General features: G+C 52.2%; 13 protein-coding genes, 1 pseudogene and 4 riboswitches. Of the genes and pseudogenes, 11 read left to right on the top strand and 3 right to left on the bottom strand.

Annotated features, from left to right (window positions below; all coding sequences use genetic code 11):
• Positions 1–362 precede the first annotated feature (362 nt).
• Both JC200_RS23720 and JC200_RS23715 read right to left on the bottom strand, forming a co-directional pair.
• The gene (locus JC200_RS23720) at positions 363–1235 is read right to left on the bottom strand and encodes an MBL fold metallo-hydrolase (RefSeq protein ID WP_274436765.1); all 873 of its coding nucleotides are present in this window, start codon (positions 1233–1235) and stop codon (positions 363–365) included.
• Between the two features lie 164 nt (positions 1236–1399).
• Entirely contained in the window at positions 1400–1573 is a 174-nt protein-coding gene (locus JC200_RS23715) for a hypothetical protein (protein ID WP_274436764.1), read from the bottom strand.
• Between the two features lie 320 nt (positions 1574–1893).
• Positions 1894–1954: riboswitch (Fluoride riboswitch) on the top strand.
• Positions 1955–2029: 75 nt separating this feature from the next.
• Between JC200_RS23715 and JC200_RS23710 the strand changes: the two genes are divergently transcribed.
• Positions 2030–2878: a sigma-70 family RNA polymerase sigma factor gene (locus JC200_RS23710; RefSeq protein WP_274436763.1), complete on the top strand. Its 849-nt coding sequence runs from the start codon at positions 2030–2032 to the stop codon at positions 2876–2878.
• A 291-nt stretch (positions 2879–3169) separates the two neighbouring features.
• Here JC200_RS23710 and JC200_RS23705 read toward each other — a convergent pair whose 3' ends face one another.
• Positions 3170–4666: a hydrogenase large subunit gene (locus tag JC200_RS23705; protein WP_274436762.1), complete on the bottom strand. Its 1497-nt coding sequence runs from the start codon at positions 4664–4666 to the stop codon at positions 3170–3172.
• A 145-nt stretch (positions 4667–4811) separates the two neighbouring features.
• Positions 4812–4872, bottom strand: a riboswitch (Fluoride riboswitch).
• Positions 4873–5160: 288 nt separating this feature from the next.
• On the opposite strand from JC200_RS23705, the pseudogene JC200_RS23700 reads away from it, so the two are divergent.
• From JC200_RS23700 to JC200_RS23660, 10 genes and pseudogenes are all read left to right on the top strand, one after another.
• Positions 5161–5463: pseudogene (locus JC200_RS23700) on the top strand (phage holin family protein).
• 164 nt (positions 5464–5627) lie between these two features.
• A riboswitch (Fluoride riboswitch) is annotated at positions 5628–5690 on the top strand.
• A gap of 78 nt (positions 5691–5768) precedes the next feature.
• Complete coding sequence (locus JC200_RS23695) at positions 5769–6986, top strand: hypothetical protein (RefSeq protein ID WP_274436761.1); 1218 nt, start codon at positions 5769–5771, stop codon at positions 6984–6986.
• Positions 6987–7105: 119 nt separating this feature from the next.
• A riboswitch (Fluoride riboswitch) is annotated at positions 7106–7169 on the top strand.
• Positions 7162–7617: a fluoride efflux transporter FluC gene (locus JC200_RS23690; protein ID WP_274436760.1), complete on the top strand. Its 456-nt coding sequence runs from the start codon at positions 7162–7164 to the stop codon at positions 7615–7617. Its footprint overlaps the riboswitch before it by 8 nt.
• Positions 7618–7638: 21 nt before the next feature.
• The gene (locus JC200_RS24650; protein ID WP_443111939.1) at positions 7639–7974 is read left to right on the top strand and encodes a fluoride efflux transporter FluC; all 336 of its coding nucleotides are present in this window, start codon (positions 7639–7641) and stop codon (positions 7972–7974) included.
• Positions 7975–8095: 121 nt separating this feature from the next.
• Complete coding sequence (locus JC200_RS23685) at positions 8096–8836, top strand: DUF190 domain-containing protein (protein ID WP_274436759.1); 741 nt, start codon at positions 8096–8098, stop codon at positions 8834–8836.
• Positions 8837–9352: 516 nt separating this feature from the next.
• A complete protein-coding gene (locus tag JC200_RS23680) occupies positions 9353–9610 on the top strand; it encodes a hypothetical protein (RefSeq protein ID WP_274436758.1) in 258 nt (85 codons plus the stop codon).
• Between the two features lie 76 nt (positions 9611–9686).
• Positions 9687–9806 carry a putative holin-like toxin gene (locus JC200_RS23675; RefSeq protein ID WP_274436757.1) on the top strand — a complete coding sequence of 40 codons (120 nt, stop codon included), beginning with the start codon at positions 9687–9689 and terminating at the stop codon, positions 9804–9806.
• Between the two features lie 241 nt (positions 9807–10047).
• Complete coding sequence (locus JC200_RS23670; RefSeq protein WP_274436756.1) at positions 10048–12174, top strand: ATP-dependent helicase; 2127 nt, start codon at positions 10048–10050, stop codon at positions 12172–12174.
• An 85-nt stretch (positions 12175–12259) separates the two neighbouring features.
• Entirely contained in the window at positions 12260–12535 is a 276-nt protein-coding gene (locus tag JC200_RS23665; RefSeq protein ID WP_274436755.1) for an HU family DNA-binding protein, read from the top strand.
• Between the two features lie 226 nt (positions 12536–12761).
• The gene (locus JC200_RS23660; protein WP_274436754.1) at positions 12762–12989 is read left to right on the top strand and encodes a hypothetical protein; all 228 of its coding nucleotides are present in this window, start codon (positions 12762–12764) and stop codon (positions 12987–12989) included.
• Positions 12990–12999: the final 10 nt, after the last annotated feature.

Genomic DNA, 12999 nt, shown 5'->3' with positions numbered 1-12999 from the left:
GACCGCGCCAGACACTCGAACGGAGGTCGTCCATGTCGTTCAGCCCGTGCAAGAGCGCCGCATCTTTTGGCAACAGCGTTTCCTTAACAAACAGTTTGCGCAGATCGCGGTACGGCTGAACAATACTCGGCCCGCGCTTGCTCGGACTTACTCCTTCTATTGGTCGAGAACTCTTTGTTGAGCGGCGTCACCAACACGATGCGCGGCAACTCGACCAGTTGTGGAGCCACGGTATTGCGCCGTACGTGTGCTTCGCGGCGCCACCGATCGTGTCTCTGTTAGTCCCGGTGCTCACCTTGTTCATGGCGTTCACTTGAGAAGGGCTAGCTTTGTCGAGGACAATCAAGATCAGTGTGATCGCTTCAAACGTCAACGTCACTTCCCAGATGGTTCGCTTCACAGTCGACACGGCGTCTTTGCTGAGGACGTGATGGAAGAGTGGGCACGGTATGTCCCCATCGACCGATCAACAGACTAAGGGGCCGCGCAGCAGTTGAATGACCAGTTCGAGGGTCAGTAAAATTACAACCGCAACGACTATTAGCAACGCCGTACGCCTGACCTGCCAACTTGCGTATCTGTTCATTGACGTTCCTGTCACACAAACCGCCGTGATAGCAGACCGCGCGTTTGACGTCGTATGTTGCCAAGTTGGTGAGCGACCGGAGGGCCTCTGCCATGTCGGGCGTGCACTCCTTGTTGGGACCCGTCAATTTACCGTTTCTGCACTCACTGGCATCAGCGACAATCAGAGTTTTGGTGTTGCGGTGGTAGATACTCATGTGACCGGGCGTGTGACCCGGTGTGTAGATAACAGTCAGTCCTCCTGCCACGGGCAGCACGTCGGCGTGGTTGACCATTATGTCAACGCGTACCTTGGGCACTGGACCTCTCGACGCGTTGTGTTTCATTAGTGGCTTTTCGCCTTCGATATACGGCGTATCCTTCACATGAGCAATCACCAACACCCGATGCCCCACAGCGGCGAGTAATTCCTCGGCCCCGGCCATGTGGTCTACGTCCTGATTCGTGAGCACGATCCATGTCAGTCGCTCCAGCGGCACACCGGCTGCTTCCATTTCGTACCGTATGGTTGGCACCATTCCAGACAGTCCTGCGTCAACAAGTACTGCATCCTTGTCATCCCAAATTAGAGTCGGATGAATCTCCACTTGGTATCCGCCCATGTCGGTCGACAAGTCGAGCATGGCAATTCCGTCCGTAACTTGCTTCATCGTGGCCATTCTCCTCGCGTCAGGTTGTACCTTACTTACAAGCGTCATACGGAATGACGTCCCGCAACGATGTGAAAGAGAGTTTGGGCTTCCTTGGTGACTCCACTGTCTTCCCGCAGTCCTATGTTTTAGTGATGTGGTGGCGTAACTCGTACCCCAGGATTCTAACCTTTTGTTGATTCTTCGTGACTCGTTTGGTTGAGTACCTTTGCAACCCGTTTGACAGTCTTCATGGTTGCCTTCAACATGTAGATAGCTGCGATTATCCGGATAGAAAACAATCCAGCTACGACAATAGATACAATCCAAAGCATTACATCGAGCAGATCATGGTGCATGTGCCTCTCCTCCTGATATGTGTTGGCCGGTTCATCGGACAGGAGAGGAAACGCAAAGAATACCAATATCTCCCTGCCCACTTCTTGCGGGGTCAGGAGTCATTGGCGTTTTAACGCAATAAATCTCGAATTCAGCGAACTCCACCGCTGAGGGTATTCAATAAACGAATCCTTAGCCATATGATATCTCGTCGGTTTTGGAACGTCAAGTTCTTCCGTGTCGGCCTTCCACTGGCGCCTCGTTGTTACCGACACTTGCAAGATATAGGCGCGAATCTAATTGATTTGCATTTCTTGAAAAGTGTAATTAAAGTTACGTTGTGTAGGTAGGTGATGGAGCTCACCTTAACCGCCCATTGGGATAATGGCTCCTGCGGTCTTGTTGGCCCGCAGGAGCCTTATTTTATTTTTTTATTATTTCTTGACGTGTTTGGCACGTTACGAGGATGGTGTCGCTTGTACACTAACAACACGCGTGATAGAAACCCCATCATGAATTTGTACTTGGAAAGTATCGGTGAAAAACTCCTGCTGAGTGCGGAAGAAGAGGTCGAGCTAGGCAAGCGTGTGTCGCAAGGAGATCGGGAAGCGGAGAAGAAACTGGTCGAGGCGAACTTGCGACTTGTGATTAGTATAGCAAAGCGGTATGTGAATCGTGGGTTGGAACTGGAAGACCTCGTTCAGGAAGGAAATATGGGGTTGATGACGGCGGCAAGAAAATTCGATTACACAAAGGGATTCAAGTTTAGTACATATGCAACTTGGTGGATTAGGCAGGCGATAAGTCGGGCTTTGGCAGAGAAATCGAGAACCATTCGGTTACCTGTACGTTCCTTTGAGGCCATGCAAAGGATTCAGAAATTCCAGTATCGGATACTAGCCGAACGGGGGACTGAACCAACGGTTGAGGAGATCGCGAGTAAATTTGGAGTCAGCCCTGAAATGGTCACTGTGTTACAAAGCATGATCCATGACCCGCTTTCACTTGAGACCCCAATCGGTGAAGAAGAAAACGTGCAACTGAAGGAGTTCGTAGCGGATCCTGGGTCAGACATTGCGTTTCAAATCGTTGAACAGCATGCCAGAAGACAGGCAGTGGAACAGATACTTTCCACCCTTAGTGCCAGGCAGCGGGACATTATTCGCTTGCGGTTTGGATTGGGTCGATTTGAGCCGAAGACCTTGGAGGAGGTTGCGCGACTATACGGGCTGACACGCGAGCGCATTCGTCAAATTGAAAGCGGCGCTATGCAGAAATTGCGCCTAAACGCGTTCGTTGATTATGCCACATTGACAGACGAATGAAAATGAGAGTGGATCTTAGTTCACCCTATCTGTCTTAACCTGTCTCGGCTGCATAGTGATGTATCTCCCAAGACCACCGTCTCACGTCACGCAGGTTCACGCCTGTAGTTCAATTGAAACGGGTGACACCCAGCTGCTGAACACACGGCTCAAGCTGGTCCGAACGGTCTCTGAAGGTAGTCACAGGGCAATCTGCTTGCTTTAACGTCATCTTCGGAACTCCTCATCAATCGACAGATGTCGAACCGGGGGCGGAGAACAACCCAATCCACGCTGGCGCGTGGGCACAAACTAGCGATCGACACCTGCATAGGACAGCCCCAAGCTCGCGTCAATGACCGGAAAGTCGGTTTGGATGTTGCCGTTTGCGGTGGCGAGTCCAAAGACTGGCCAGATCCAACTCGAAGCGGAGCGGACACCGAAAAACTTGACGCGCCCGTCTTCGACAGCGACGACGTGGGCGATCCGGCCGCGCGGCCCCTCCACTGTTCCAACACCCCAGCCCTCAGTCTGAGCGCGGATGGCAACGCAGGCGCCCCTTGGGTTCGCGTTGGCTAGCTCGCTGGCGAGATGGCGGACCATAGCGACTGACACGTGCCACTCGGCGACACGCACGTCAAACCTGGCTTTCGCATCACCAACTCCAGTCCCGGCCGTACACACTTCGTACCCTGCATTCTGGAACTTCGGTGGGAAGTCGTTTCGAACGTCTGTCGTGATCCCGCATGCCCGCGCGGTGGGACCGACTAATCCATACTCGTCTACCCAGGCTCGGTTCACAATGCCTGTACCGACAAGGCGGTCGACGAACGATGGCGTTCGCCGGAGCAACCGGACAAAGCGAGCGAATCGCTTGTCGATGGCCAGCAGACGAGATTCGAGGGTCGGCATCACAGCCTTCCAATCCAGACCGGATGCGCGAAACAGCTGGATGGAGCCGCGAAGGTAGCGCGACCCAGAGAGGCCACCAGCCAGCCTCAAGCACTCCTCTTTCACTCGCGCCAACTGTGCTTGCCCAACGGTCATGCCGGCAGCGGATGCGAGTTGGGATAGGTCGTGCGCGTAGTTGTACATTCGTTCGAGTTCTATCCAGAGTTGGCGCTCGCGCTGAATCTCTACCGGCGCACGCCATTGTATCGCTCGCTCCACCGCCGTAACGTATGCGCATGCGTGGCTCGCAGTCGCCGTGCCGGAGATGCGTTCCGAGATGAGCAGGACGTGGTCAATGGGCTGCCCAATCGCCAGTTGTTCAACGCCGCGGTGCTTGTAAAACAGCTGCAGCTGCATGTGCATGATTTGCTCTCCGACGGTGTCAAACATGAAGAAACCGGACTCGCTGACGTCCGCTCGCACCGGTCCGAGCGGTAGTGAGAAGACTCCAGCGCCTTGTGCTCGGCCCTGAAGTTCGAAGCGATGTGGCTGCAAGAGTGGAACGAGGTCCGGATGTCCCAATGGCTCAAAGCCAGTCCGTTCCCATGCCTCACGCTCTGGCCACAGGAGCGCAGGCCAGTCGTTGGCGAGCGACGGCCAGGGCTCGCTGTCGGAGAGAGCCGCCGCGATCCACAACTCCTCTCCGGTTCCCGGTTGCGCCAGAACAGCTAGCAGGGAATTCTTCTCTTGTTCTCGGATCGCGCCGTAGTACAACAACTGCCACAGGGGTGCACCATCTGCCCGTCCGTCGCTGCGGCAATATTGAAGCAGCGCTTTAGAAAAATCGCTCAGACTGTTGGCCTGATATACATCATGGGACGTGGCCTTAAGAGTATCTCGGTTTGGCAGTTTGTACATGGTTCATTCCCCCTGGTGATAGGATGGCTGTGTGCTCTGTGGCGCCACGGCTGGAGTGAATGCTATGGAGGTCCTTCCACTTGTCAGCGTAGCGGACGAGCCCCAATCCTCGAAAATGCAAAAATGACTCCTATCCAGATGGATTATCTGGATAGGAGCCATTAGCCTGGTGGCGTTTGATGGCGAGCTCCATCACCTTCGCGCAACCGCGTAAGTAACGCTCTAGGTCCATTGTATGCTGGATTGCGAAAGAAGGAACCGATCATCTTCCGGAAGTTTGGTACTCTGCTGAATGTAGTCGTGCAGCAGTACCATGTTAAAGGTCTTAGGATGTGAAAGGGAGCGATTTCCGTAATACATTGTGGATTTACTGTCTTGTGAGAACGTTTAATTGGACATGGCGTGGTTTTGCTACCTACAAATATACCAAGGAAGGAAACTCTAAGATCTGGATTGGAACCATTGTCCGTTGCGTTATCTCGGCACTGGTGTTGATGTTCATCGCTTTCCTTGTGCCAGGCTTCAGCATCGCAAACTTCTGGTCTGAGATTCTCGCAGCTGTCGTCATCGCGATGCTTGGATGCATAGTTGAGGCGATCATCGGCACACAACTTACCCGGTGGTGGCGAGGAGTAGTTGGTTTCATCGCGAGCGCGGTCGTGATTTGGGTGGCATAATTCGTTGTGCCTGGAATGACAGTCACAACATGGGGAGCCACCTTTGCCTCGCTGGTCATAGGAATCATTGACCTTATTGTACCGGTCGAGGTACGTGGGAGGATGACCAACGTTCAGTGAGGAAAAGGGCCTCCGATTTGAGGCGACAGTAGGCCAATGAAATAGGGGAAGAAGGGTTCGTGGCATCAATACACGCGAGCTGATCGCCTTCAGAACTGCTTTGTACACACGTTCCATGTAAGCAAGGTTTTAAGTACCCTCGTGATGAGATATACTGATGGTAATATCAAATTGGTGATGGAGCTCACCGTAAACTACCCATTTGGGATGATGGCTCCTGCGAATGGATTTGACCATTCGCAGGAGCCATTTGTTTTTTCTTTTTTTCGAGGGCTTATAACACAGTGCCGTGGGGGAGTGGTCTCTTGGCAGAGTTTTGGATGAGAGTGCGAATTGAAGGTGGTGCATGTATTCCGCAGCTGAGTTTTTTAGCGGACCCGGCGGGATATGACAATCGAGAAGAATTCTTTGAACAACTGCAAGAGACAGAGCTAATCGTAACCGTATCTGAACTACAAGAGTGCTTGTTAGGTGAGGCATTCGATGCAGACGAGGCATTCACGGTGTTGTATTCTTTGGCAGAGGTCACACAACTTCTGAAGGATTCGGGTGTTGTATTCCTTTGGATGAACATGCCCTTTGACGTACGCCAAACGTTTGCCTCGCGTAACGCAATTCCTGTTACGCGGAAGATGACGCCGCTGGAACAGGCGATGGTTGTCCTTCGACACTTGAGGGCGTCCCGTCATAAACAGGCAGAGTGGCTCCGCATCGTTGAACGATATCTGACGCTAACGAAGACAGATGCGCAAGGTCGTACGCTGAAATCCCTGGTTCTGAACGGGACTATTTCAGAACTCGAAGAGTACGCGAATTGTGGGCAGGTCAGCTACGTAGAGAATGCTTTGGTGCCAAAACACGTTGCCACGGGCTATCTACTAGCCTCATTTGCCGCGTTCATAGATCCGGCCCGTAGCGAGTTCTGGCTCCAGACCCTGTGGGCTACATATGACCAAGACCTACGATATCTGGAGCAGATCCTCCACACCATGCAGGTCGAGACTTTTTTTCGTGCACACGGAGATAAACACAAATCACGCGAGAGGAGTGATTTGGCTCGAAAAGTCGAAGAACTGGAAGATGAGATACAGCAGTTAAAAATGAACCATACTCAGGAAATAGATGAACTCATGGACATTGTCAACAGCCTCTACAAGCGATCACCCATTTCAGTTCGGCAACTGTCGGAGGAACAGCATCAGCGAATCCTGCAGGGCCGCAAAATTGCTGTTGTTGGCGATGACACCCGACACCACATATATCGGGTTCTTCTTGAGGAAGAAGGTGCTGAGGTGATTCTGGTTCCTGGCTTTTCAAAAATGAACCAGGGGGCAGATATTCTCTCCGGCGTTGACGGGGTAATTTTTGTGACTGCGTACAGTAGTCATACTTTGTATTACGCTTTAAAAGCCCGCCGTCAAATTTCCACATACGTTATGGTGAACCGCGGTGGGATGTTGTCGTTCAAGAACGGGATACTGGAGTTATCCAAGAAAATTGCTCCGATCGCGGCCCTTTATTGACCTAGCAGGTGAATATGCATCCGGGTTCCTTTCCCAACAATCGAAAATGTTCAATATTTGTCTATCAGTAGCGTGTAGTGGTGCTATTGGCACTGCTGTGCTATAATTTGATAGCATGTTTTGCGTGAGGTGATGGAGCTCGCCGAACAATGCCCGAAACGGGATGATGGCTCCTATGGTTAGTAACCATAGGAGCCTTTTTCACGTAGAAGGAGGGTTAGTCATCGTAGCTTTGGCAATTATGGCGGGTGGTTTTCTTGGGGGATTCTGTCGATATCTGCTTCAGTACCTGCTTCCGACACCAAGTTCGTTCCCACTGGGAGTACTTGTTATAAATTTGGCCGGAAGCTTCCTGCTTGGTTTGTTTTACGCACTTGCTGATACGTATGGTTTTCGGAACTGGATTCGGGCGGGAATTGGGACAGGGGGCATTGGTGCGTTTACGACTTTCTCGACTTTCGCGGTTGGTATCTCCCAGTTAGTAGCTGGGCATATCCTTCTTGCCGTGATATATGCCATCGTCAGTTCTGTTGGTGGGGTCCTTAGTGTGATGGTTGGAGAATACTCATTTCGATTCATACCTAGGTTTACTTTGTCTGTGACGGATGAGTCCGAGGAGGCGTCCATGTAGTTGAGTGTTTCTTTGGCAATAGTGGCTAGTGTCGGGGCGAGCGTGGGAGCAGTTTTACGGTACTACCTTGGCCGATTGATTTCCAACTTGGTAGACAGTATTTTCCCATGGAGTACGTGGATTATAAATATGCTGGGAACGTTTTTGTTGGTACTGTTTGCACAGACATTGGGGAGTCATCATCTGGTATGGTGGACACTCCTTGGTACCGGGTTCTGCGGGGGGTTTACAACCTTTTCAACAATGTCGGTAGAAGCCCGAAACTTAATGCGCATTCGCAAAGTAACTGCAATATGGTATCTTCAGAGTTCCGTGTTCGTAGGATTCACTATAGCCCTTATGACGAGGTGGATGTAGCAGGCTCTCGGATCACAACCGCAGAATGACCAGCACTTCTTCTTTGGAACTCCTTAAGCCCCTGTGTATCCTACTAAATGTATGGAATGCGAGGTGCTTCGAAGTGTCACGTGGAGTGTATGTGGAGATTCTGACTTACGACGATGAGCGGCTACGTCCATTCGGCAAGCTGGTATACCGTGAAATTACCGAATGGCTGATCCCGGCTGGCATTCAAGGATATACGGTGGTTCGCGGGGTATATGGGCTTGATCGCAATGGACATTTTAAGAATGCCTACTCTGAGTATGCATGCGACAATTTGCCCGTATCCATACAATTTTTTGCGGAGACGGACGTCATAGGTCAGCTCAACACTTTGTTCAATCGCCAACTGAAGATCCCGGTTGATGTCATAGAAGTCCCTGCAATCGATCTGTCGGTAACGAAATTAGAGGTAATGACCTCCAGTATCCACGAAACAGGGGGAGCCGCTCTCAAGGTTTACCTCAACGGATCAGAAATGGTTCTCGGAAGACCACTCATTTCTGAACTAGTACGAGTATTAAAGAGAGATGGCGCCATATCGACACTCGTCTATCGAGGATTAAGCCGATATCGAACCTCGCATGATATTCCTTCACATCGACTCCGTGAGTCAATCATCGTTGACGCCATTCTAGAGGCCGAAACTGCGATACTAACACTAGCCACTCTAGAGCCTCTTCTGTCCTACTCTTCTGGACCTGCCGTCGTGATTCCGGTGACTATCATGCAGTCATATGGCATAAGTACTGGCCCAGCAATCGGTACTGATACTAAGGTGGCCCAAAGGACGGTTTCCGGACCATTGCGACGTATTACAGACCTCTGGAGGAGATGACTGTACGGTTACTTGGCAATAGCCGTCACTTTCCTGGACTTGCTCATTCTCGTTGACGTCTACGAAATCAGGGCTTAATGGTTTAGAACCTGACCCCGCTCGTCTTTGATTGTTGTAGAGAATGCGTTGAAATTCGATAACATTGGGATCGAGATGTCATATGTTACACAGAACCTTGGCTGCACGCCAGTGCAATTAGATGCGATCCGTTCATGGCCTCAGTCTCATTCCAGTAGGATCGCCAACTATAGGCCTGTGGGACAACAGCCGTGTCCTTGTCTTTCAAACGCTCGTACGATGTAGAAAAACTCTATGGTGATGGAGCTCACTAGAACATCCGTGAGGATAATGGCCCCTGTGATCAGGCGATCGCAGGGGCTTTTTCAATAGTGGACCAGTTCCAGATTCGATTTGCCTCGGCAAACTGGGATGTTAGCTGGATTGGGGGGAGTGTCGAATGACAGGCTGGCTGCAGATCCTTTCCGGGCTGATGATGATTGCCATTGGAATTGGACAGTGGAGGAACCACTTCGCGTCATGGAGGAACTTGATGGATTGCGTCCGGATTTTGTTCTACGCGGACACAAACTTCCGGTCATCGTGGAAGTGTATGGACGAACCGGAGACCCGGCGTACGACGAACACAAGGAGATCAAGCGCACCATCTATCGCACATACGAACGTGAGGGTTTGATCCACTACGTGGAATGGGACGTGAGCGAAAGACGCGGGAAGGAATCGTTTCTCGCACAACTCAACGCACTCCCCAAGTAGATGGTAGACTAGATCAAGCACCTACCTTGGGGGTCGCTCCCTGCCGCAACTGTGTTGTGGGAGGGGGTGAGGCCGAATGAGTGTATCCAGCGCGCTCAGTCTGATGATTGAGTTTGCCGCGTTCGTCGTGGCACTGCTGTCTCATTGTAGCCGTGGTTATTCTTGCCACAAGACGCAAGTAAACCGCCCCCAATAGGTTCGCGCCAGTGGGACGGTTTACTTGCTCATCAGACATTTGAAGGGCAGGGACAACGCCCAAGGCGTTGGTGCCCGGGAGTCGAGGGTGCAACCTCGGCTCTCTTTTCATGTTTAGTTTAACATAGCGCAATTATACGTCAACGTTTTGAGTGACCATACAAAGTGGCGACATTTTGGCGTGATATCCTGTGCGATCGGAGTTAGTATAGGTGTAAATGGTGGGACGGGAGGGTATGCAGATGGGTCTGCAGGTTGAAGTGGTTCACCGAGGTCGTAGGCACCACCTGTCATATGAGGAGTTGGCGACTGGTGGGGAGCAGGTTCAAACGTTGCTCCACGAGCTCTATGAAGTTGGCGCGGTACTGTTGTGCACTTGCAGACCTGAGCGCCCTGTTCCCATGCATATGCGACGCATCCGGATTCGCCCTCCGACGTATGCGGTCGTCACCAACCCATACCACGAACATGCGCGGGATTGCCCGCGCCATCACATGAGACCGGCCTACCAGAGCGTACGCAAACAACCTCTCGTGCAACCGGCGAGCGATAGCCAGGGTGGCGAGGTGGGCGGAAGGAAGCGGGGGACACCATTTGTGCCGAGCTTAGGCGAACTCAACGACGCACAACGTGAAGCGGCAACGCACAAGGACGGACCCTGTATCGTGATCGCGGCAGCTGGTTCGGGCAAGACAGCCATGCTCATTCAACGGATTAAGTTCCTGATGGACAGCGGTGTCCCTGCACGGCGTATTCTGGCTTGTACGTTCACCAAGAAGGCAGCAAGCGAAATGAAGACTCGTTTAATTGGGGTGGCAGGGGACTCCGGTAAAGAAGTCACGATTGGCACGATCCACTCCGTGGCGTACCGAATGGTGTTGCCGCACTTGGGTGACGGGTGGAGGGTTGTGGCCGAACCATCCTGGCTTGTCGAACAGGCATTGGAGGAACCGAGCCAATACAATCCCCACGCAGTAGGGGGCATCATGAAGCCGGCCGATGCCATCACGGCGGTCTTCAAAGCAAAGGCGGATGGATTGTGGCCAAGCCAGGTGGAAGGGAAACTTGGGCAAGTCTACGCGGCATATGAGGCCATCAAGACAGACCGTCAGCAGATAGACTTTGAAGACCTTTTGCTGCAGGCGATTGAATTGTTTCGCAGCGATCGGGAATTTGCAAAGCGTTGGCAGAATCGGTGGGACTACGTCCTCGTCGACGAATTTCAGGATACGAACATGGCCCAGTGGATGTTCATCCTGCAGGTGGTCCAGAGGACGAACAACCTGTGTGCAATCGGAGACGACTGGCAAGCGATATACTCCTTCAGAGGCAGCAAGCCTGAGTTGATGGGTCAATTCGTCAAACAGTTTCCCCAGGCGAAAAAGGTGTTCTTGACGACGAACTATCGGTCTCATGACCTCATTGTGGAGTTGGGGAATCGCATCATCGACCTGAACCGTGGTCACCAAGTGAGCAAGAAGGTCGTCGCCAATCGGGAAATGTCCGCCGACGCGGTGACGCAGGTGGTCACGGTTCAAACGGACATTGAAGAGGCAAAGTTTGTGGCAAGCGAGATTGCGGACTTGCACAAGCGGAATCCGGACGTGCCGTGGAGTGAGTACGCCATCTTGTACCGGACCAACATTCAGTCCCGGGTGTATGAAGAAGCGCTCGCAGAGCTGAAGATTCCCAACCACGTGGTCGGTGATGTGCACTTTTACGAGAACAGAGACGTGAAGGTGATACTGGACTACCTGCGCACGACCCAGGACACATCAGACGCGTCCGTCTGGGGGCATCTACTCAATCGGCCACGACGGTTCATTCCAATCGCCGTGGTCAAAGAGATGCAGCAGGCCGGCTGGAACGCGGTCGCGCAACATCCGAAGTGTCAAGGGTTTGTCCAATGCGTCCAACGTCTAAAACAGATTGTAGAGCCTGCCAAAGCCATTGAGTGGCTGGTGAGCTCCCAAAAAGGTCTGATTCGGGAACAGGATGAGGACGACCCTATCAAGTGGGTTGACTCACTCATCACATCAGCGTCCAGGTACCGGACGGGTCCAGAGTTTCTGCGGTATGTCGAGTGGATCATCGAGCAGAGCAAAAAACCGAAGAAGGATGCAGTACAGCTGCTTACAATCCACCGGAGCAAAGGACTCGAGTATGAGAATGTGTTCGTCGCTGGACTGGCAGAAGGGTTGCTGCCTCACAACAAGTCGACGACCAAGGAAGCAATCCGGGAAGAGACGCGCCTGGCATACGTGGCAATTACGCGTGCAAAGCAGAATCTGTATCTCCTTGCGGCAAACAAGTACGGTGACAAGCAACGGGCCATATCGAGGTTTGTGAGGGCGTTGCAGGAAGCGTAAGGGCGAAGTAGCACTGGAAATCGCTAATCTAAGCGGATGCCTCATGCTAAAGTAGAGTTGTATCAAAAACTTGGGAGGTAGTTGAATGAACAAGTCTCAGTTAGCCAGCAAGGTTGCGGAAGGCGCAGGACTGACGCAGAAACAGGCGGAAGCGGCGGTGAACAGCGTTTTCGGCGCGATTGAGGAAGCCCTCGCTGGCAAGGAGAAGGTCCAGGTTGCCGGCTTCGGCACATTTGAGACCCGCCCTCGGGCAGAGCGTACAGGACGCAATCCACAGACGGGTGAGGCGGTTGTTCTCCCTGCGACGGTGGTTGCAGCGTTCAAGGCTGGTAATGCGCTGAAAGAAGCGGTACGAGGCTGACTCAGGGGTTCGCCCCTGTGCCGGAGTGGTCCTGTTGATCGCTCGGGCAGAAGGGTGAACGGACTGTGTGTCGTACTTGTGCGTGGCGTAAAGAGAAGCCTCTGACCACCGGGGGCTTTTTGTTTACGTAAATTTCTTTCTAAAATCATCGTCAAGACAATTTACGTACTGTCATGACAGTGTTAAGATGAATACATCAAAAGGAACACGAAAGGGAGCGGTTGGGATGGTGAAAGTCGTTATCGTAATGGACAGAGATAAGATGGTCTACAACGTATACGCCGACGACAATGGAAAAGTGTTGCGTCACATGGACTATCAAGGAAACATCACCTCGAACGCCCGTGCGAAAGAAGCGTGTATGGCTCTTGTGCACCAGTGGAACGCCAAGACGATAGAACGCCATGTCATTGAAAACGGTGTAGAGACAGTCGCCGGTGCTGTGACGCTTTAGTCTAAAAAAC

The sequence above is a fragment of the Alicyclobacillus sp. ALC3 genome (assembly GCF_028751195.1).
GTDB lineage: Bacteria > Bacillota > Bacilli > Alicyclobacillales > Alicyclobacillaceae > Alicyclobacillus_L.
This window is presented reverse-complemented; position numbering and strand designations above follow the sequence as displayed.